22 protein-coding genes are annotated in these 19,811 nt (G+C 64.1%); 10 read left to right on the top strand and 12 right to left on the bottom strand.

Annotation, left to right across the window (positions count from 1 at the left end; genetic code table 11):
* The first annotated feature begins 80 nt into the window (after positions 1-80).
* Both AC1DJB_RS20895 and AC1DJB_RS20890 read left to right on the top strand, forming a co-directional pair.
* Positions 81-1,091 (top strand): LacI family DNA-binding transcriptional regulator, encoded by a 1,011-nt coding sequence (locus tag AC1DJB_RS20895; RefSeq protein ID WP_284991307.1) that lies wholly within the window; start codon positions 81-83, stop codon positions 1,089-1,091.
* Between the two features lie 164 nt (positions 1,092-1,255).
* Positions 1,256-1,666, top strand: coding sequence for a hypothetical protein (locus AC1DJB_RS20890; RefSeq protein ID WP_441432951.1), 411 nt, complete (start codon positions 1,256-1,258; stop codon positions 1,664-1,666).
* A gap of 242 nt (positions 1,667-1,908) precedes the next feature.
* Here AC1DJB_RS20890 and AC1DJB_RS20885 read toward each other — a convergent pair whose 3' ends face one another.
* The 10 genes from AC1DJB_RS20885 to AC1DJB_RS20840 all read right to left on the bottom strand — a co-directional run bounded on the left by AC1DJB_RS20885 (position 1,909) and on the right by AC1DJB_RS20840 (position 8,907).
* Positions 1,909-2,532 carry a LysE family transporter gene (locus tag AC1DJB_RS20885; protein ID WP_306963113.1) on the bottom strand — a complete coding sequence of 208 codons (624 nt, stop codon included), beginning with the start codon at positions 2,530-2,532 and terminating at the stop codon, positions 1,909-1,911.
* Between the two features lie 65 nt (positions 2,533-2,597).
* Positions 2,598-2,996, bottom strand: a complete 399-nt coding sequence (locus tag AC1DJB_RS20880; RefSeq protein WP_441432950.1) for a type II toxin-antitoxin system VapC family toxin — start codon at positions 2,994-2,996, stop codon at positions 2,598-2,600.
* A complete protein-coding gene (locus tag AC1DJB_RS20875) occupies positions 2,957-3,208 on the bottom strand; it encodes a type II toxin-antitoxin system Phd/YefM family antitoxin (RefSeq protein ID WP_059389870.1) in 252 nt (83 codons plus the stop codon). The genes AC1DJB_RS20880 and AC1DJB_RS20875 overlap by 40 nt, the downstream gene beginning before the upstream one ends.
* 82 nt (positions 3,209-3,290) lie before the next feature.
* Positions 3,291-3,752, bottom strand: a complete 462-nt coding sequence (locus tag AC1DJB_RS20870) for a hypothetical protein (RefSeq protein ID WP_059389869.1) — start codon at positions 3,750-3,752, stop codon at positions 3,291-3,293.
* Between the two features lie 48 nt (positions 3,753-3,800).
* Positions 3,801-5,054: an RNA polymerase sigma factor gene (locus AC1DJB_RS20865; protein ID WP_441432949.1), complete on the bottom strand. Its 1,254-nt coding sequence runs from the start codon at positions 5,052-5,054 to the stop codon at positions 3,801-3,803.
* 3 nt (positions 5,055-5,057) lie between these two features.
* A complete protein-coding gene (locus AC1DJB_RS20860; RefSeq protein ID WP_306963107.1) occupies positions 5,058-5,417 on the bottom strand; it encodes a YciI family protein in 360 nt (119 codons plus the stop codon).
* A gap of 123 nt (positions 5,418-5,540) precedes the next feature.
* Positions 5,541-6,356 carry a methyltransferase domain-containing protein gene (locus tag AC1DJB_RS20855; protein ID WP_306963105.1) on the bottom strand — a complete coding sequence of 272 codons (816 nt, stop codon included), beginning with the start codon at positions 6,354-6,356 and terminating at the stop codon, positions 5,541-5,543.
* Between the two features lie 51 nt (positions 6,357-6,407).
* Positions 6,408-7,634 (bottom strand): pyridoxal phosphate-dependent aminotransferase, encoded by a 1,227-nt coding sequence (locus AC1DJB_RS20850; RefSeq protein ID WP_441432948.1) that lies wholly within the window; start codon positions 7,632-7,634, stop codon positions 6,408-6,410.
* Between the two features lie 25 nt (positions 7,635-7,659).
* Positions 7,660-8,322 carry a hypothetical protein gene (locus AC1DJB_RS20845; RefSeq protein WP_306963100.1) on the bottom strand — a complete coding sequence of 221 codons (663 nt, stop codon included), beginning with the start codon at positions 8,320-8,322 and terminating at the stop codon, positions 7,660-7,662.
* A 105-nt stretch (positions 8,323-8,427) separates the two neighbouring features.
* Positions 8,428-8,907 carry a MarR family winged helix-turn-helix transcriptional regulator gene (locus AC1DJB_RS20840; protein WP_306963099.1) on the bottom strand — a complete coding sequence of 160 codons (480 nt, stop codon included), beginning with the start codon at positions 8,905-8,907 and terminating at the stop codon, positions 8,428-8,430.
* A gap of 102 nt (positions 8,908-9,009) precedes the next feature.
* On the opposite strand from AC1DJB_RS20840, the gene AC1DJB_RS20835 reads away from it, so the two are divergent.
* Entirely contained in the window at positions 9,010-11,238 is a 2,229-nt protein-coding gene (locus tag AC1DJB_RS20835; RefSeq protein ID WP_441432995.1) for an MMPL family transporter, read from the top strand.
* Here the strand turns inward: AC1DJB_RS20835 and AC1DJB_RS20830 are convergent.
* Positions 11,214-12,149, bottom strand: a complete 936-nt coding sequence (locus AC1DJB_RS20830) for an NAD-dependent epimerase/dehydratase family protein (RefSeq protein WP_441432994.1) — start codon at positions 12,147-12,149, stop codon at positions 11,214-11,216. The genes AC1DJB_RS20835 and AC1DJB_RS20830 overlap by 25 nt on opposite strands.
* A gap of 156 nt (positions 12,150-12,305) precedes the next feature.
* On the opposite strand from AC1DJB_RS20830, the gene AC1DJB_RS20825 reads away from it, so the two are divergent.
* From AC1DJB_RS20825 to AC1DJB_RS20795, 7 genes are all read left to right on the top strand, one after another.
* Positions 12,306-13,031, top strand: coding sequence for a TetR/AcrR family transcriptional regulator (locus AC1DJB_RS20825; protein ID WP_476910787.1), 726 nt, complete (start codon positions 12,306-12,308; stop codon positions 13,029-13,031).
* A gap of 21 nt (positions 13,032-13,052) precedes the next feature.
* Positions 13,053-13,844 carry an oxygenase MpaB family protein gene (locus AC1DJB_RS20820; RefSeq protein WP_441432947.1) on the top strand — a complete coding sequence of 264 codons (792 nt, stop codon included), beginning with the start codon at positions 13,053-13,055 and terminating at the stop codon, positions 13,842-13,844.
* A 6-nt stretch (positions 13,845-13,850) separates the two neighbouring features.
* The gene (locus AC1DJB_RS20815; protein ID WP_441432946.1) at positions 13,851-14,732 is read left to right on the top strand and encodes a DUF817 domain-containing protein; all 882 of its coding nucleotides are present in this window, start codon (positions 13,851-13,853) and stop codon (positions 14,730-14,732) included.
* Positions 14,733-14,873: 141 nt separating this feature from the next.
* Positions 14,874-16,736 carry a molecular chaperone DnaK gene (dnaK, locus tag AC1DJB_RS20810; protein WP_306963091.1) on the top strand — a complete coding sequence of 621 codons (1,863 nt, stop codon included), beginning with the start codon at positions 14,874-14,876 and terminating at the stop codon, positions 16,734-16,736.
* Positions 16,737-16,738: 2 nt separating this feature from the next.
* Positions 16,739-17,398, top strand: a complete 660-nt coding sequence (locus AC1DJB_RS20805) for a nucleotide exchange factor GrpE (RefSeq protein ID WP_306963090.1) — start codon at positions 16,739-16,741, stop codon at positions 17,396-17,398.
* A gap of 353 nt (positions 17,399-17,751) precedes the next feature.
* Positions 17,752-18,714, top strand: coding sequence for a DnaJ C-terminal domain-containing protein (locus AC1DJB_RS20800; protein WP_476910786.1), 963 nt, complete (start codon positions 17,752-17,754; stop codon positions 18,712-18,714).
* Between the two features lie 29 nt (positions 18,715-18,743).
* A complete protein-coding gene (locus AC1DJB_RS20795; protein ID WP_269995195.1) occupies positions 18,744-19,166 on the top strand; it encodes a heat shock protein transcriptional repressor HspR in 423 nt (140 codons plus the stop codon).
* Positions 19,167-19,170: 4 nt separating this feature from the next.
* On the opposite strand, the gene AC1DJB_RS20790 is transcribed toward AC1DJB_RS20795, so the two are convergent.
* Complete coding sequence (locus AC1DJB_RS20790) at positions 19,171-19,806, bottom strand: CG0192-related protein (protein ID WP_307054927.1); 636 nt, start codon at positions 19,804-19,806, stop codon at positions 19,171-19,173.
* Positions 19,807-19,811: the final 5 nt, after the last annotated feature.

Here is a 19,811-nt window from a genome sequence, read left to right as displayed (position 1 = left end):
TTCCCGGCTACGATCGTTGTATGGAATCCGCGGAACCAGTGCATCGGGCCTTAGGCCGTACGCAGCGCGTCACCGCGGCGATGGTGGCCTCCCTGGCAGGGGTCTCGACTGCCACCGTGTCCCTGGTTGCCAACGGCAAAACGCAGGGCAGGGTCTCCGAGGACAACATTTCGCGGGTCCGCCAGGCCATCGCCGAGCTAGGCTACGTGGTGGATGGCATCGGCAGTTCGTTGGCCAAGGGCGTGAGCTCGATTGTGATCCTTGTGGCGCCGGACATTTCCAACCCCTTTTTCGCCAAGGTCATTGCCGGCGTCCGGGAATCGCTCGGCTCCGAGTACCAGCTGCTGCTTTCCGTGACCGACGCCGGTGAGTTCCCCCGTGCGGAGGACGTCCGGAAGCTCCTGGCCCTTCGCCCTGCCGGCCTGCTGGTGGATGCGCCCAATGCGGCCTTCCTGGAAGACCTTTCCGTCGCCGGGCCGCTGGTCCTTCTCGATGCGCCCGGCCTTGAGGCCTACGCTCCGTCCGTGAACCTCGATGTTGCCCACGGCGCCCGTGAATTGGCCGCGCACCTTGCGGCCTCCGGGCACAAGCGCGTTGCCTATGTGGACAGCGTGACCGGCACGGCCACGTTCGAAGTGCGCCGGGCGGCATTCTTGGATGAGGCACATTCCTGCGGCATTTCCGTTGCCGACGCGCACATCATCAGCACCACCATCGACGTCGGCGCTGCCGCGGCTGCCTTCGCTGCCGCCTGGCCGGACTGGCAGCGAGCCGGGGTCACCGCCGTCGTCTGCGGAACGGACACCCACGCGTACGGCGTGCTTCAGGAAGCCCGCGTGGCCGGGGTCCGGATTCCGGAGGAACTGGCGGTTGCCGGCTTCGACGACCTGCCGTATTCGGCCACGAGCAACCCGAGCCTGACCAGTGTGCACTTGCCGGCCACTCCACTGGGACTCAAGGCCGGCGAACAACTTCGGGGGCTGATGGAAGGCCGTGAACTAGACCAGCCGCAACTGACCCTCGAGAGCTCGCTGGTGGTGCGCGGCTCCACGAGGGCGTCAGCCCTGGGCGTCTTCGGCACGGCTCTCTGAAGAGACTTGGCAGGGGGATTCGTTCGGAAAGCCCGACGGCGGAGCTCCCCTTGTGCATCCGCGTGCGCCCTTTCGTCGAGGTCAATGAGCGACGCGCCGCATCCCACCTCACAGCGGCGGAACTCCTTGACCTGCCGCGACGTCGCCAGAAGGAGCCAGCGCAAATGTTCCATGTGATCCGCCCCGAGGGTGCTGCCCACCTCAACCGGCCGCACGTCGTCGTGCACCGCATGAAGCTCTATGAGGACGAGGTCACTACGGTTGATGGCGTCCCCGTCACCACTGTGGAGCGTACCTGGTTCGACATGGCCGAGATACTGACCGTGGACGAATTGGTGGTCATGGGGGACAGCTGTGTGCGGATACCGCGGGTTGAATTCGAAGGGCGGGACACGCCGCTGTGCACTCTTGGGGATCTTCAGCGAGTGATCGATCGCCATAAGGGAAAGAGAGGGCTGCGCAAAGCAAGAGTAGCCATCCAACTGATCCGGATAGGCTCGGATTCGCCGCAGGAGTCATTGCTCCGCCTGGCGATCACAAGTGGTGCGGGACATCAGCCGATCGGAACGGTATGAGGCGCTGGGTTGGACGGAGGTCCGGATCTCAAAGCGCCACATGGTGAACGATGCGAAAGCTGCGATAGCCAAGGTCCGAGGCGCGCTGGTCCAGGCCGGCTGGCGGCCTGCCCGATCTTAAAATCGATTGCTCCGTAACTGTCGTTCTGAAGGTTCAATACGACAGTTTGGTCCCACGCCGGCGAGGGCCCCGGCCTGAGCTTGCGAAGGCTGGGAGCCGGTGGGGAGCAATCGATTAGTTTCTAGTGGATGGCGGCGAGCAGCACACCCACGGACATGAAAAGCACTCCAAACGTGCGGTTGAGGACTTTTTGGCCGTGCTCGTTGTGCGTGAACCGTTGGAATGAACGGGCCGCCAAGGCGAAGAAGAACCACATGACGCAGATGTCGATGAAAACGATCGTGGTGCTGAGGATCAGATACTGCGGTATCAGCGGCTGCTCGGGACGGATGAATTGGGGCATGAAGGCCAGGAAGAAAACGATCGCCTTGGGGTTGAGCAGGTTGACCCAAACGCCTCGCTGGAACATGGACCAGGCCGGCTCGTTCCGCCGGGCCTCTACTTTTTCCTTGTCCAGGTCCGGCCGGTGCAGGAATTGTCGGATGCCCATGTACACGAGATATGCCGCCCCCGTGTAGCGGATCACGTTGAAGACCACAGGCGAGCTGGAGACCAGAACACCTACCCCGAGCGCAACGATCAGGATGTGCATGATCAGTGCCGCCTGTTGGCCCAGCACTCCCCAGATGGAGCGGCGGAATCCGGAGTTGAGCGAATTGCTCATGGTGGAGATGGCGCCCGCGCCGGGAGTGAAACTGATCAGGGTGCCGGCGCCTACCAGGGCCAGCCAAAGCGAAATTTGCACCAATCCAGCTTATGCCCGCGGGGCGCGCCGCCCGGACGAGCTGATGAGCCTACACGGACGAGCGGTTACCAGAGCGTCTCCACCAACGGGAAGCTATGGAATTCCTGATCGGCCGTGATAACCACCATCGATTCCACGATGGCTTGCGCAGCGATCAGCCTGTCGAACGGGTCTCGATGCTCCCAATCGAGGTGCGCGGCCGCAAGCGCATGGACACTCCGAATGGACAGCTCCTCGTTGCACAGCTCGGCGACATGCCGCGCATAACCCAGAAACAGTCCGTCCAAGCCGGGGAGCTTACCCAGCTTGTGCTTGTAGCCGATCTCGTATGCGCTGGCGGATGATGCCACGAGGCGGTTGTCGAATGACTGGATTGCGCGTCTCGCCTTGGATGAGAGCTTCCTGGGTTCCGTCAGGGCCCAAATCAGGGCATGCGTATCGAGGAGATAAGGGGTGCTTCCCACAGCGTAAGTTCCTCCTCATCCATGGGCTCTAGGAAATTGTCGGGAAGTTGTCCCTTGACGAATCCAAGGCGGCGCTTGGTGGGCCGCTCAATCTTCACGAGCCGTGCGACGGGCTTGCCGGCCTTGGCGATAACCACTTCCTCGCCCCGTTCAACCATGTTGAGGAGCTCAGAAAGGCGGGTCTTTGCCTCCTGAACGTTGTACTGTGCCATGTTGACCAAGTCTAGTTGGTCAACCCAGCCGACGTAAGGCTCGGTGGCACGGTGGATGCTTCTGGGCCACAGCCGACGGCGCTCAGGCACACTTGCCAAACCTCGAATGCACCCAGTGAAGCATCGTTTCCGGGAGATCGTCGCCAAGTACATATTGGTCGAAGTAGGAGTGCGGGCCGTTGGACATGTACCCGTTTTCGTCGAGCCCAAAATGGCCGATCATGTGAAGCCCTTGCCGTGCCGCTGCCTCTGACAAGTGCTTCGCCTCCGCGAGGATTGGCTGTTCATTGAAGTAGTCGTCCTCGGCCCAAATTCCGGCGTGCGCGATCGCAAAATACGTCGAGCCCTCGATATCCAGATCTTCCAGGATGGCGTCCCGGAATGGATTCAAGCTGCCTTCAAAGGACTCCGTGACAACCCGGATGCTTTCCAGCTGCATCTCGGCGTCGAGGCCAATCACGACGAGTCTTGGGTAGAGTTTTTCATCTTGGACTATGAGCGGGCGGGCAAGAATCTGGAGGTCAAAGCCTGCTTGAATGATCATGTGTTGAGGCTATTCGCGGCCGCGGCCCACAGACAGAGACCACTTTGCCTATGTGGACAACTGCCCCAGTTTGGCCGCCTTCACCAGGAGATACTGCCGCTCCTGCAGACTCCCCGTCTTCTTCGCCGCGGCAAGAAAGCACTCCCGGGCGCCCGCAAGCTCGCCGGCCATTTCGAGCAAGTGCCCGCGAACGGCGTCGAGCCTGTGCCAGTCTCCCAGCCCGGCCCCAAGCCCATCCAACAGTTGAAGGGCCGCCCGCGGCCCTTCAACCATGGCCACGGCAACTGCCCGGTTGAGCGCCACAACCGGACTCGGGGCCATGGCTTCGAGGACCGTGTACAACGCCAGGATCTGTGGCCAGTCGGTCTGGTCCGCGGAGGATGCCTCGGCATGGACTGCGGCGATGGCGGCCTGCAGCTGGTAGGGGCCCGGACGGCCGACCCCGAGCACTGTTGACAAGAGTTCAAGGCCCTCGGCGATCTGGGTCGTGTCCCACAGCCGGCGATCCTGTTCCGCGAGCGGCACCAACATCCCGTCCGGGAGGGACCTCGCCCGTCGTCGTGCGTCGGTGAGCAGCATGAGGGCCAGCAACCCGCCCACTTCGAGCTCGCTCGGAAGCAGCCCCCGAAGGAGCCGGGCAAGGCGGATGGCCTCGGCAGTGAGGTCTTCGCGCTGCATGGACGGGCCTGAACTGGCCGCGTAGCCCTCGTTGAAGATCAGGTATAGGACATGGAGTACGACGCCGAGCCGCGCCTGTCGCTCGCCCGTTTCCGGGAGCTCGAAATGGGCTCCGGCCTTCTTGATGCTCTGCTTGGCCCGGCTGATCCTCTGGCCCATGGTGGCCTCAGGGACGAAGAACGCGCTGGCGATTTCCGCCGTCGTGAGCCCTCCGACTGCCCGCAAGGTCAGTGCCAGTTGCGAAGGTGCCGAGAGGGCGGGGTGGCAGCACAGGAACAGGAGGGTGAGGGTGTCTTCCGCTAACCCTTCCGGCTCACTTGTTGAGGAGGGGTCCTCGCCGGGCGGCGGTTCCATGGCCGCCGCGCGTTGTTCTCGAGCCTGCCGGGCACTTTCGCTACGCCAGTAGTCAACCAAACGCCGCGTGGCCACCGTGAGCAGCCACGATCTCGGGTTGTCCGGGACACCGGAGGCCGGCCATTGCAATGCTGCCTCGAGCAGGGCTTCCTGGACGGCATCCTCGCACTCGGCAAATTGGCCGTGCCTGCGGACGAGCACGCCAAGGACCTGCGGCGCCAGCGTGCGCAGCAGGTCCTCGAACGTGGATTCCCGGGAAGGTTCGGCCAAGCGCTAGACCTCCGGCGGCGCGTCCTGGATGCGGCGCAACTCCACAACCGGCGCGTACTTCACGATGCTGGAGCAGATTTCCACGGCCCGTTCCTCGCTGGCGACATCCACTACCCAGTAGCCGATGAGTGATTCCTTGGCCTCGGCGAAGGGCCCATCGGTGGTGATGATCCCGGTGTCCGTCTGCTTGACCAGCTTGGCGGTGCCGGGGTCGGCCAGTCCGGCGTTGAATACCATCTCGCCGGAATCGGTGAGATCTTTGTCGATCTGGATCATGAACCCGATCATTTCCCTGATCCATTCGGGATCCGCGGTCTCCATCATGCCCTCGGCCGAACCAAACATCATGATCATGTATTTCATCTCGAACTCCTTATCAGGGCGCTCCGTGTGGGCGCTTTCGTTCATGGGTCGGAACCACCGGACGGTTTTCGACATGGTTGATGGAAATTCCCGGAAAATGTTTGGCGGGCTGTCCGCGGGCCGTTACGCCCGTGCGATCACTTCCCCGTTCGGGATCAGGAAAAATCCATCATCCGTGGAGCCCCAACGGTGCCATCCGGCGGCGATCCGGGCCAGGTCAGCCTCGTTGGCCAGCCCGTATTCCAGGGCCTGCTCTGCAAAGGCGGAGTGCAGGACGCGCTCGCTCCACACCCGCGACTGCCAACGGCGCTGCTGCGCCGTGGCGTACAGCCAGTTGCTGCTGGAGGGCGCGACGTCGGTGAAGCCCGCCTGCTGCGCCCACGACACAAGCCGCCGCCCGGCGTCGGGCTCTGCTCCGTTCCGTCGGGCGATCTTCTGGTATAGCTCCATCCAGTCGTCGAGCTCACGGACTTCCGGGTACCAGCTCATGCCGTGGAAGTCGGCGTCGCGTACTGCCACGATGGCGCCGGGCTTGGCCACGCGCCGCATCTCGCGCAGCGCGGCCACGGGGTCGGTCAGGTGCTGCAGGACTTGGTGGGCATGGACGAGGTCGAAGGTCTCGTCCTCGAAGTCCAGATCGTAGATGTTGCCCGTCACGAACTCCACGTTTTCCACGCCACGCTCGTCCGCAAGCGTGGCAGCCTGCGCCACGATCTCGGCGGAACGGTCGAGCCCGACGACCTTCGCCGGAGCCACCAGTTCCGCGAAGTCGCAGGTGATGCTCCCAGGCCCGCATCCGACGTCGAGCACTGATGTCCCGGCGGTGAGATGCGGGATGACAAACGCGGCAGAGTTCTCGGCTGTGCGGGAGGCATGGGCGCGTACGACGGACTCGTGATGGCCGTGTGTGTAGACGTCTTCAGGCTTCTGCTCGTTCATAGGGAAACGCTACCCCGATGGAGTGGAAAGCGGGCGGAACTCGGCGTGGCCTTACTCCTGGGGTCGGTTCCGATACGCCGCCAGGAACGTGGCGATCCTGCGCACGGCCTCCTCGATCTCCCGGACAGAGGGCAGGATGACGAAGCGGAAATGGTCCGGGGTTGGCCAGTTGAAGGCCGAGCCGTGGGAGACAAGGATTTTCTGGTCCTGCAGCAAGTCGAGGACGAACTTCTCGTCGCTCTCGATCGGATAGACGTCAGGGTCCAGCCGCGGGAATAAGTACATTGCTCCGGCCGCCGGAACGCAAGTCACTCCGGGGATCGCAGTCAGGAGCTTCAAAGCCAGATCCCGTTGTTCGCGGAGCCGGCCACCTGGCCTGATGAGCTCCTCGATGCTCTGGTAACCGCCCAGGCAGGTCTGGATGGCGTGCTGCGCCGGGACGTTGGAGCACAACCGGAGGGACGCCAGAAGCTCGAGCGCCTCACGATATTCGGCGGTTGCCGCATGCGGGCCGGTCACCGCGACCCAACCGGCCCGGTAGCCGGGCATGCGATAAGCCTTGGAAAGGCCGCTGAAGGTCAGGACGCAGATGTCGTCCGCCACGGATGCCATGTGGATGTGCTGCGCGTCCTCGTAGCGGATCTTCTCGTAGATCTCGTCCGAGAAGAGGACAAGATCGTGCTTGCGTGCAAGCGCCGTGAACTGTTCCAGGATGTGGCGGGGGTATACCGCGCCTGTCGGGTTGTTCGGGTTGATGATGACGATTGCCTTGGTGCGCTTGGTGATCTTGGCCTCGACGTCGGACATGTCCGGCCACCAGTTCTGGCCCTCGTCGCAGAGATAGTGCACCGGTGTGCCGCCCGTGAGGGTCACGGTGGCCGTCCACAGCGGATAGTCCGGCGCGGGGATGAGGACCTCGTCGCCGTTTTCCAGGAAGGCCTGCAGCGTCATGGAGATCAGTTCGCTGACGCCGTTGCCGATGAAGATATCCTCGACGCCGATATTCATCAGGTTCTTGGTCTGGTAGTACTGCGAAATCGCAGTCCGCGCCGTGAAGATGCCCTTGGAGTCGCTGTACCCCTGGGCTCCGCGGAGATGGTGGATCATGTCCACCACCACGGACTCCGGAGCTTCCAGTCCAAACGGCGCGGTGTCCCCAAGATTCATCTTGAGGATTCGGTGCCCTTCGGCCTCCATGGTCTTGGCCGCTTGGAGGATGGGCCCACGGAGTTCATAACGGACGTTTTGTAGTTTGCTGGAGTGCTGCATCGGACGCATGGTTGATCATTTCACGTCCGGGCACTCACTCCCATCGGATGATGACCGGCAGGCTGCTCGTGTTGGCTGAGACTTCGCGTTCAGTGCCGCGGACCGCCACGACAAAGTGCTGGAGATCGTCCGCCGAGGCCAGGACTTCGAAATGGCCGGTGGGATCGCTCACGACGGCGGCTGCGGAGGAATGCGGGCGGATATAAGCCTCAGGGATGCCCTTGTTGTGGATGTCGACCAACCTGCCGTGGATGAGCCGGGCCACCGTGGTGGCGGCAAGCCGGGGTTCAGCGGCCGGCTGCTCGGAAGGCTCGTCGAGGCTTATGCCAATGGGGACGCGGACCAGGAAGCCGAGGCCTTGGCGGATGCCGGCGTCGTATTCGTCGGGCTGGAACTCGCCGCTGGAGACCACTGAGTATTGGGTGTTTTGTTCGATGGCAACGAGGAGCTTCTCCATGTTGTCCAGTTGCATGGGACCATGGCATTCCACGGCCACTTTGAGCTCAAGGTCCAGCAGCGGCCCCTCACGCCTGGAACGGCCCACCCTGTTCATGGCGACGGCGTGCACCGTCACGGGGGCATCGGGGGATTGGCCTATGGGTGGTTCGGAACCGTCATCGAAGCGCACGCGCACGGGCGAGACGGCGTCGGAAAGTATCCCGAGGAGCTCGGTCAGGGATGATCGCACAACACCCACGGTGACACTCCAGTCCACAAAGTGGTCCAGCTAGCCGTTGTGCTCTACGTTACTCCCGCACCGGTCCACGAGTCACCGGGGTTCAGGCATAACTCCATTCGATGGCTAGCTGTTTGGCGTGACATCGTTCCGGGCAGTCATGGTGGCTTCGATGACGCCTTGCATGAAAGCCATCACTATGTGGAGTTCGTCCGGCGAAAGCGCGTCGATGACCGGGGCGATGGCGCTCGCCAGGGGAGAAAACAATTCGCTGCCGGTGGCACGCGCGGAATCGGTCATCTCCAGATGTACCTGACGGCGGTCCTTCTCGCTGCGGCGTCGTGCCAAGTGGCCTGCCCGGTCGAGCCTGTCCACAAGGGCTGTTGTAGCCGGCGAACTCAGGTTGAGTGCCGCCCTGAGCGCTCCGGGAGTCATCGTCTTGCCCTCCCGTGCGGCAGCCACCATGGCTGCCAAGGCATTCAGGTCCGTCCGATGGAGGTGGTGGCGGTTGCTGACGGCCTCCACATACCGCTCCGTCTCGAGCGTGAACTGCTGGAGTAGCCCAAGGAGTACGGCTGCGGACCGGACGTGCTGATTGTCATCCATGAGGCCTCCTTCAGCCTCAAATTATCCCACCGAGATGTCATTGACCAATTATCTCCATGATAGATATATTTTGCCATGGAAGTAATTACGGAGGGTGCGGGCATGATGGACAAACGGATTGGAACCGGGCGACGCAGCAGTTCGCGGTGGTGGTTGGCGGGGGCAGTGCTATCGCTGGTGGCGTGGATGGCGATCGGCGGAATCGGCGGCCCGACCTTTGGGAAGCTCAGCGAGGTATCCAGCAACGACCAAGCATCCTTCCTGCCAGCGAGCGCCGAATCCACCGAAGCCCGCGAATGGCAAAGCAAGTTCACTTCCAGCGGCAGCGTTCCCGCAGTGGTGCTGATCGAGTCTCCTGAGAAACTTTCACCCGCTCAACTGGCCGGATTGGCGCCCCTCGGCACCCAACTGTCCGCCGCCGTCGGGGTCAGCCATTCGACGTCGACGGTCGGGCCGATTCCGTCCACGGACGGCAAAGCTGCGCAGTTCATCGTCCCGGTGGAAGAAGGAAACGGGGTCAAGGGGAGCATCCAAGCGCTTCGCGAGAAGGCTGCGGGGTATGCAGTGGGGGCAGGGCTTCCCGCTGGAACAACCACCTACGTGACGGGACCGGCGGGCTTCCTTGCCGACTTGGTCAACGCCTTTGGCGGGATCGACGGGATATTGCTCTTCGCTGCGCTGGGGGCCGTTTTGGTCATCCTGCTGGCCGTCTACCGATCCGTGGTGCTGCCCTTTGTGGTGTTGCTTACCGCTGTCTTCGCGCTTTGCGGCTCCATCCTGGTGGTCTTTGCCTTGGCGAAGGCGGGCGCGATCCAATTGACGGGACAAAGCCAGGGGATCCTGTCCATCCTGGTAGTCGGCTCAGCCACCGACTATGCCCTCCTCTTTGTGGCCCGTTACCGTGAGGCCCTGGGTCAGGCGTCGAACAAATGGTCGGCTGTGGGACGCGCATACAAGGGGAGTTTTGGCGCCATCCTGGCATCCGGGACAACGGTCGCCTTGGCGTTGCTTTGCCTGCTCTTCTCGGAACTGAATTCAAACCGCGGATTGGGGCCCATCGGCGCAATCGGAATCGTCTTTTCAATGGTGGCCAGCCTGACGCTGCTTCCTGCGGCCCTCGGCTTGCTCGGCAAGTCCGCATTTTGGCCGCGTGCGCCGAGGACGGACCCGGCCGCGAGCGCCGGACCGAGCGCCGGAGTCGCCGGGGTCGCAGGCTCGGCAAACTCCGACATTCCACGGGTCTGGAGGCTTTTGGCTGGAATCATCGCCAAGCGGCCCAGGGCCGTTTGGCTGGGCGCAGCCGCCGTTTTGGTGGTCTGCGCGCTGGGCCTGCTCCAGCTCCAAGCCAGCGGAGTTCCGCAGTCGGCACTCATCCTGAGCAAATCCGAGGCGGTGGATGGCCAATCGGCACTGGGCCGGCATTATCCCGCCGGTGCAGGAAGCCCGGTGGTGGTTGTGGCCGACGAAATGGCGGCAGTCGCGGTACTTGCGGAAGTCAAGGCCCAGGAAGGCATCTCGGATGCATCGGTGGTTTCGGCCCAACTGGATTCCGGCGTCCGCCCGCTCGCGAAAGCTGCGACGGAACCAGCCCCCTTGGTGCGGGACGGCCGGGTGTTGATCAATGCCACCTTGTCTTCGGAAGCCGACTCGGCGAAGGCCGAACAGACCATCGCCACGCTCCGGCAGAAGCTCCATGAAAAGGCCCCAGGAACCCTGGTGGGAGGAACCACAGCCACAGCCGCGGACACTAACGCGAGCGCGCAATCTGATTTGTGGCGCATCATCCCGATCGTTTTGGCCGTCATCCTGTTGGTGCTCATGGCACTGCTGCGCTCCGTCCTGGCGCCGCTATTGCTGATCGGGACTGTGGTGCTGTCCTATGCGGCCGCGTTGGGCGTCTCGGCCTGGGTGTTCAACCACGTGTTTGGATTCCCTGGAGCGGATGCCTCGGTTCCGCTCTTCGGGTTTGTCTTCCTCGTGGCCCTCGGCGTTGACTACAACATCTTCCTCATGACCCGCGTCCGGGAAGAGTCGACGCTCAACGGAACCCGGGCCGGTATCTTGAAGGGGCTCGGCGCCACCGGCGGGGTGATCACCTCCGCCGGAGTGGTTCTTGCCGCAACCTTTGCCGCGCTTGGGGTTATTCCGATCCTCTTCCTTGCGCAGATCTCCTTTATCGTGGCGTTCGGGGTGCTGCTCGACACCACGATCGTGCGCTCGCTGTTGGTGCCTGCCCTGGCTTACGACATTGGCGGGCGGATTTGGTGGCCGGGCCGCTTGGCTCGCGATCCGGCGTCGAAAGCGGGTCAGCGGGCGGCCACGGCTTCCTGATCCCGCCACCAGGCCACTGTCGCTGCCATCGCGTCCGCAAGCGGCGTCGGTTCCAGCCCGAGCTTGGCCTGGCTTGCTGTGGAGTCCATGACGAACGGCCGCTCGAACTGGTACAGCATTTCGGCCAGCTCCCTCATGTCGGTGGAAAACAGGCCGAGGGTTCGGAGCAGCCAGCCCGGAACCACGCTCAGCTTCGGTTCGGGAACGCCAGCCGAGCGTGCGAAGTTTCCGGCGATTTCCCGCATCGTCATTGCCGGACCCGTGGGGGCGTGCAGTACCGAGTTCCAGAGTTCGGGCCGTTGAGCGGCGGCGATCATGGCTGCGGCAAGATCCGGGACGTACGTGAAAGAGTGCGGCTGCCCGGCGCTTCCGAGAACCTGGACCGTCTTGCCCTTGAGGACCAGGGGCACCATGCGCTCGCCGGCATGCGCCATGCGGGCCCGCGGCCCGAAGAAATCGCCCGCCACCACGCTGACGGTATTCGCCGGGTGGGCTTGGCGGGCCTTCAGCAGGGCAGAGCGGATCCCGCGCTTCCCGCCGGTCGCCTCGCGCGGGCTGCTTTCGGTGATGGTCTTGTCCGGCTCGCTGTAGGAGTAGAGGCTCTCAGGGAAGACGACGACGGCGCCCGCTGCCCCCGCGGCGTCCATCACCACTTGCTCTGCTCCAGGAAGCTCGGCCGCCCAGGCTTTGGCCCGGTAGGCAGAACCGTGGATGCAGTGGAAGACGGCCGTGGCGCCGTCGAAGGCTTGCGCCAACTTGCCCGGATCCGAGACGTCCACCCGGAGCTTTTCGACCAGCGGGTGGTCCGGGCCGCTGCCTGAGCGGGTCAGGACGCGCACCTGTTCTCCGCGGTCCGCGAGTTGCTCGGCAATGGTCCATCCGACGGGGCCTGCTCCTGTGACGACGTACATGGTGTTGCTCACTCTCTGGTTGGGGATCCATTTCTCGGGTGAAGCTCTATTTCGAGAGCAGTGCTCTCTGAATTCAGGATGGACCCATTCGAATTGCCTGTCAAGAGCACTGCTCACATTTGTTGTCAGTGCTCTCCTTTGTGGCATGCTGGATGCATGGACCTCCCTTCCGCCGCAGCGGCCAAGCACTCGACGCCCCGCGAGCGGGCCCGGGCCCAGACCGTGGCGGACATCATCCGGCTGGGTCGCCGGCACCTTGCCTTGCACGGCGCTGCGGGATTGTCCCTGAGGGCGGTCGCACGCGATCTCGGCGTGGTGTCCTCTGCCGTGTACCGCTATGTGGAGAGCCGCGACGAACTCCTGACCCTCCTGCTGATTGACGCTTACGGCGAGTTGGGCGACGAAGTGGACACCGCCGTCGACGCCCTCCCGGAGGACGACTACCGCGGCAGGTTCCTGGCGCTCGGGCGGGCCGTTCGCCAGTGGGCACTGCGCGAGCCGGCACGGTATGCCCTCCTGTTCGGCAGTCCGGTTCCCGGATACCAAGCGCCCGCAGAGCGCACCACGGAACCCGGAACGCGGGTGATCTACCGGATGGTGGGGATCTTCGACGCCGCCTACCGCGCAGGCGCCTTGGCCGGCGAAGTGGCGCCCGCCGTCGTCGTTCCTCCCGCCCTTGCCGCGGACCTCGCGGCTATCCGGGCCGAACTGGGCGTGGCCGTTCCAGAACCTGCGTTGGCGAGGGGCGTGCTGGTGTGGACGTCGGTCTTTGGGGCGGTCAGCTTCGAGGTGTTCGGCCAATACGGCGCCGACACCTTTGCCGCGCGCGACGAGCTGTTTGAGCACCAGCTCGAGGTGCTGCGGGGGGTCGTGGGGCTGTAGTCGCGAAGGTACAGTAACTGCATGGCCCGTGGACTTGCTGACATCGGTGCGGAGGGCGTCTTGCTCGCCGGGGCAGGCCGCGCCATCCTGATGCAGATTGCCAATCCCGCGGTCGGTCACGGCGTCGCCGAGCACAGCAATTTCGACGAACGGCCGCTGGACCGGCTGCGTGCCACCATGACGTACGTCTACGCCGTGGTCTATGGCACGGAAGAGCAACTGGCCGCCGTGCGCCGGGCCGTGAATCGTGCCCACGCTCCGGTTCGCCGGGCCGCGGACGATTCCACCGCGGGGTACAACGCCTTCGACGCGCAATCCCAGCTCTGGGTGGTTGCGACCCTCTACGACACCGCCGTCACCGTTTACGAAAAGGTCCATGGAGCCCTCGACGACGACACGGCCGATCGTATCTACCGCGAGTACGCGCGGATCGGGACAGCGTTGCAGCTGCCCGCCGAGCTCTGGCCTGCCGACCGCCCGGCCTTCGCGCGCTATTGGGACGAATCCTTACGGAACCTCGAGCCGGATGCAGCCGCTTTGAGGGTGGCACACGAACTCCTGCACCCCGTGAGCGGGCCGTTCTTGATGCGCTTGAGCATGCCGTTGGTCCGGCTGGTGACTGCGGGCTTGCTGCCGGAGCATCTTCGCGCGGGATTCGGACTTCCGTGGAAGGCCCGCCATCAACGCAGCTTCGATGGCACCATCCGGCTCTTGGCGGCGGCTTATCCAAGGCTGCCGGAAAAAATCAGGCATTGGCCGAAAAACTACTATCTTGGCCGGCTCGGACCGGGCGAGCCGGGCCCTGGCAAGTAGGCGCCCATGCGTGAGCTCACCGCGGTAGAGGAACTTATCGACGGGAGCGCGAGCCGATTCCTGGGAAGTGCCCCGGCCCAAGGGCTGCGATCCAGGCTCACTGAGTTCACGGTCTTCGGCCTCAAACAGGCGTGGGCGTGCGTCTTCGGCGCCTCGCTCCTTGCCGTCATTTTCGCAGCTCACCTCTGGTATCCGGCCAACGCCGGCCTCGCGCGGAATGATTTCCTGACGATCGCCGCCGTCGTGATCCAAATCCTCATGGTGGCCACGAGGCTGGAAACCTTGCGCGAGCTCAGGGTGATCGTGCTCTTCCACTTGGTGGGAACGGCCATGGAGTTGTTCAAGACCGACGTCGGCTCGTGGTCCTATGAAGCCGAAGGTGTCCTGCGGGCCGGCGCCGTTCCGCTCTTCAGTGGCTTCATGTACGCGGCGGTCGGCTCGTACATGGTGCGCGTTTACCGGGTTTTCGATCTGCGCTTCGCCCGGTATCCGCGGCGTTGGATCACTGCGGTCCTGGCTGCGGCCATCTATGTGAACTTCTTTTCGCACCACTTCATCGTTGATGCGCGCTGGGTCCTGCTGGCCGCCGTCGTCGTGATCTTTGGCCGGTGCGTCATGCACTTTCGGGTGTTCCGGCGTCGATTCCGGATGCCGCTGGTCGTCTCGTTCCTGCTGGTGGCGCTCTTTATCTGGATTGCCGAGAACATCGCCACCTGGTCGCACGCCTGGTTGTATCCGAGCCAACTGGACGGCTGGCACTTGGTGTCCCCGGACAAGCTTGTCTCGTGGTTCCTCCTGATGATCATCTCCGTGGTGTTGGTGGCGTGGGTGTACAGGCCGATGCCGCCTGATGCGGCACGCGTTCTCCCACGGCGAAATCGCGCGTAAATCCCCGAGTTTCCGCGGTCTTTTGGCTTCCGGTGAGCAGGGTTGAGCGTACTCGACTCAACTTTGGATTGACATTGAATGAGGCCTGAGTACAGTTGAGTGCAGAACGCTCAACCCGGTTTCATTGAAAGGAAGCAACATATGTCACGCGCTGTAGGTATCGACCTCGGAACCACTAACTCCGTCGTCTCTGTTCTCGAAGGTGGCGAGCCCACCGTCATCGCCAACGCCGAAGGTGGCCGCACCACGCCGTCGGTCGTTGCATTCTCCAAGTCCGGCGAAGTCCTGGTTGGCGAAATCGCCAAGCGCCAGGCCGTCAACAACATCGACCGCACCATCGCTTCCGTGAAGCGCCACATGGGCACCGATTGGTCCGTCGCCATTGACGACAAGAAGTACACGCCGCAGGAAATCTCCGCGCGTATCCTCATGAAGCTGAAGAACGACGCCGAGAGCTACCTCGGCGAAAAGGTCACCGACGCTGTCATCACCGTCCCGGCCTACTTCAACGACGCCGAGCGCCAGGCCACCAAGGAAGCCGGCGAAATCGCCGGCATGAACGTCCTCCGCATTGTCAACGAGCCCACCGCCGCTGCACTTGCCTACGGCCTGGACAAGGGCAAGGAAGACGAACTCATCCTGGTCTTCGACCTCGGCGGCGGAACGTTCGACGTCTCCCTGCTGGAAGTCGGCAAGGACGAAGACGGCTTCTCCACCATCCAGGTCCGCGCCACGGCCGGTGACAACCGCCTCGGCGGCGACGACTGGGACCAGCGCGTTGTTGACTACCTGCTGAACCAGCTCAAGATCAAGGGCATCGACCTTTCCAAGGACAAGATCGCCCTCCAGCGTCTGCGCGAGGCTTCGGAGCAGGCCAAGAAGGAACTCTCTTCCTCCACCAGCACCAACGTGTCCCTCCAGTACCTGTCCGTCACCCCCGACGGCCCGGTCCACCTGGACGAGCAGCTGACCCGCGCCAAGTTCCAGGACCTCACCAAGGACCTGCTCGAGCGCACCAAGAAGCCGTTCCACGACGTCATCGCCGAGACCGGCATCAAGCTCTCCGAAATCGACCACATCGTGCTCGTGGGCGGTTCCACCCGTATGCCTGCCGTCTACGACCTCGTCAAGGAACTCGCCGGTGGCAAGGAGCCCAACAAGGGCGTCAACCCGGACGAAGTTGTTGCCGTTGGCGCAGCCCTCCAGGCCGGTGTGCTGAAGGGCGAGCGCAAGGACGTCCTCCTGATCGACGTCACCCCGCTCTCCCTCGGTATCGAAACCAAGGGCGGCGTCATGACGCACCTGATCGAGCGCAACACGGCCATCCCCACCAAGCGTTCCGAGACCTTCACCACCGCTGACGACAACCAGCCGTCCGTGGCCATCCAGGTCTTCCAGGGCGAGCGTGAATTCACCCGCGACAACAAGCCGCTGGGCACGTTCGAACTGACCGGCATCGCTCCGGCACCGCGCGGCGTCCCCCAGGTCGAGGTCACCTTCGACATCGACGCCAACGGCATCGTCCACGTCTCCGCCAAGGACAAGGGCACCGGCAAGGAGCAGTCGATGACCATCACCGGCGGCACCGCGCTCTCCAAGGAAGACATCGACCGCATGGTCCGTGAAGCCGAGGAACACGCAGCCGAGGACAAGGCCCGCCGCGAAGCTACCGACACCCGCAACACTGCCGAGCAGCTCGCCTACTCCGTAGACAAGCTCATCGCCGAAAACGACGAGAAGCTGCCGGAAGAGGTCAAGACCGAGGTCAAGGCCGACGTCGACGCCCTCAAGAAGGCCCTCGAAGGCACCGACGACGCAGCAGTGAAGACTGCTTTCGAGAAGCTGCAGCACTCGCAGTCGAAGCTGGGCGAAGCGATCTACTCGCAGGCCGGTTCCCCGGATGGCGCAAGCAGCGCCGCAGGTGCTGAAGGCGCCCACGCCGGCGCCAAGGCAGACGAGGACATCGTCGACGCCGAGATCATCGACGAAGACGAAAAGAAGTAAGCATGCCTCACCACGGCAACGACGCAGAGCACTCACCTTCCAACAACGAGGGCAACGAGCAGCACAAGCCGGTCATTCGGGACAACCGCAAGGTTGACCCGGAGACCGGGGCCGCCCGCCACACCCAAGGATCGGCAGCTGAATCCAACGCCGCTGCCGAGGGCGACGCCCTGTCCCAGGCTGAGGAAATCCTCAACGGCATGGAGGTTCCGGCTGAAGAGTCGGTAGCCCCCGGCGCCGCTGCGGAAGCAGAGGCCGCGGAACTCCGCAACGACCTCTTGCGCCTGCAGGCCGAGTACGTCAACTACCGCAAGCGCGTCGAACGCGACCGCGCCGTCGCAGGGGAAATGGCCGTCATCGGCGTCCTGAACGCCCTGCTGCCGGTGCTCGACGACGTCGACGCCGCCCGCCAGCACGGCGACCTCGTGGACGGCCCGTTCGCCGCGATCGCCGCCAAGCTGGAGAACGCGCTGAAGACGTACGGCCTGGAGCGCATCGCGGAAACCGGAGTCGAATTCGACCCCACGATCCACGAAGCACTCATCCAGCAGCCGGGCGAGGACATCGAAGTTGACACCGTCAGCCAAGTGCTGCGCTCCGGCTACCGCTCCGGCGGCCGAGTGCTGCGCGCGGCCCAAGTGATCGTGGCTGTGCCGGCCTAGACGGAGTTACCGCCTCACCGCGCCTTCGCGGATGAGGGGGCAGCACCGCGAAACGAGACAAGGGGCCCCGCCCCTTCGCCGGGTGGCCCAGGATCTGCGATCCTTGGCCATCCGGCTTCGGCAGCGGATATTGGCCTTCCCAACACTCGCAAGCTCGTGTCGGGGCCCTCGGCCAGATCCTTAGATGCCACTCCCGGGCCCCTTGCCTCGCTCCGCTCAGGCGGTCGTCTCACCTAAGGTGGGATAAGCGCAGCGCAGCTGGATAGGGGGCCGCGGCGTGGCGGGCACCGCGGAGCGGGCACGGCCCCTATCCAGCGGAGCGCAAACTGAACCAAAATCGAAAGGAAACGCCCTTGGCCAGCCAGGACTGGGTTGAGAAGGATTTTTACGCCATCCTTGGTGTCGCCAAGGACGCCTCTGACGCTGACATCAAGAAGGCGTACCGCAAGCTTGCGCGGAAGTACCATCCGGATACCAATTCCGGGGATGCTGCTGCGGAGAAGAAGTTCAAGGACATCTCGGAGGCCTATTCGGTGCTCTCGGATGCCGAGGAGCGCCAGCAGTACGATGCCATTCGCGCCATGGGCGGGGCACGCTTCGCGCCGGGCGCAGCTCGCGGCGGCCCGGCCAATGGCGGCTTCGAGGACTTGTTCGACGGCCTTTTCGGCGGCGGACGCCAGCCTGCCGGTGCCGGGGGCATCCCGCCCGAGTTCGCTGACCTCTTCGGCGGTGGCTTCGGCGGTGGACAGACCGGTTTCCAGCGGGCCCCGCAAAAGGGCAGCGACCGCACGGCGTCCACCTCGATTTCCTTTGCAGGCTCCATTCATGGCACCACGGTGAGCCTCCGCGAAAGCAACGGCAACGTCATCGACGTGAAGATTCCCGCGGGCATCAGGGACGGCCAGAAGGTCCGCCAGCGTGGCAAGGGCAACCCAGGCGCAGCCGGAAACGGGGACCTCATCATCACGGTGAACGTCAAGCCCCACGATTTCTTCAATCGCGACGGCGACAACATCCGGATCCATGTGCCGGTCACCTTCGCCGAGGCGGCCTTGGGTTCCAACATCCACGTGCCGACGCTCGACGGCGACACTGTCACCGTCCGCGTCCCGGCCGGCACGCCTTCCGGGCGGACGCTCCGGGTCAAAGGCCGAGGCGTCAAGACCTCGAAGGGCACCGGAGACCTGCTGGTGACGATCGACGTCTCCGTCCCGCAGAACCTCAACAAACAGGCCGAGGAAGCTGTCAAGGCGTTCGCCGCGGCCACGGCCGACGCCGATCCTCGCCACGACCTGGCCGCCAAGGCCCGCTTGTAGCGGCAGAAGACATGGGAGGGGACGTCGGCATGGGCATCGACATCAACCAGCCGATCTTCGTCATCTCCGTCGCGGCCGAACTGGCTGACATGCACCCGCAGACCCTGCGGCAGTACGACCGGCTCGGCATCGTGTCGCCGAGCCGTGCGCCGGGCAAGTCCCGGCGTTACTCCCAGCGCGACATCGACCGCTTGCGCGAGGTCCAGCGGCTCTCCCACGAGGGTGTGTCCCTTGAGGGCATCAAGCGCATTCTCGAGCTCGAAAACCAGGTGGCCGCGCTGCAATTCCGCGTGGCCGAGTTGAGCGAGGAACTGCAGCGGCGGCGGAGCCCCATGGAGGCCCGCGTTTTCGCGGCGGGAGCAGCCGGCGACGTCGTCAGCCTGGCCCGCGGGCAGCGCCCCCGGGCGCGGTCCCAGGCAGTTGTGGTGTGGAGACCGCGACCGGGGGAGTAGTCCTCTAGGGCCGCGAGAGGGACGCCAGCAGCACCGGTGCCTCCTGCCCGGCCCACGTGCCCCGAAGGGCAGCCGAATCTTCCGAACCCTGGATCCCCAGATCCAGGACGCGGTTCACCTGGACGGTGAGTTCACCAGCGTCGATGCTGGTAACGCCGCCTTCGGTGATCGGCGCTGCGGGACTCAGAGCGGGGACTTCGCTGCCGGGGGTTCCACTGCCCTTGACCTCGACGGAACTCGCCCTTGGCTCCAGCACGCCGTCCATGTCCACGAACTGTTCGGCTTCCCGCTGCCCAGTGAGGATGGCGGTGGCCAGGGCAGCGACGTAGACGGGATCGGTGCAGGCGTCGTAGACCCACCTCGTGCCCAACACGGAGTGTTCCATGGTGCCGAGCAGCGAGTGCTCCGCACCGGGCAATTCCGAACCCCGGTAGCTCAGGGGAACCTGATAGACCTTGCCGCCGTGGGAGACCAAGTGGGTTTCGAGGCCGACTTCGCCGTCCGGATCATCGAAGCGGTACGCACCGAGCAGCTCGGGCGGCGCGGAGCCGTCCTTGGTGAACCACGGCTGGACGGGCAAGTACTTTTCGATGAGCTCAAGTTTGCTAGGACTCAGGGTTGCTCGATGGATAATAGCCATGCGGT

This window comes from Arthrobacter sp. 01T428, from assembly GCF_056398685.1.
Note: the sequence above shows the minus strand (reverse complement) of the source record. Positions and strands in the feature narration are given on the sequence as shown.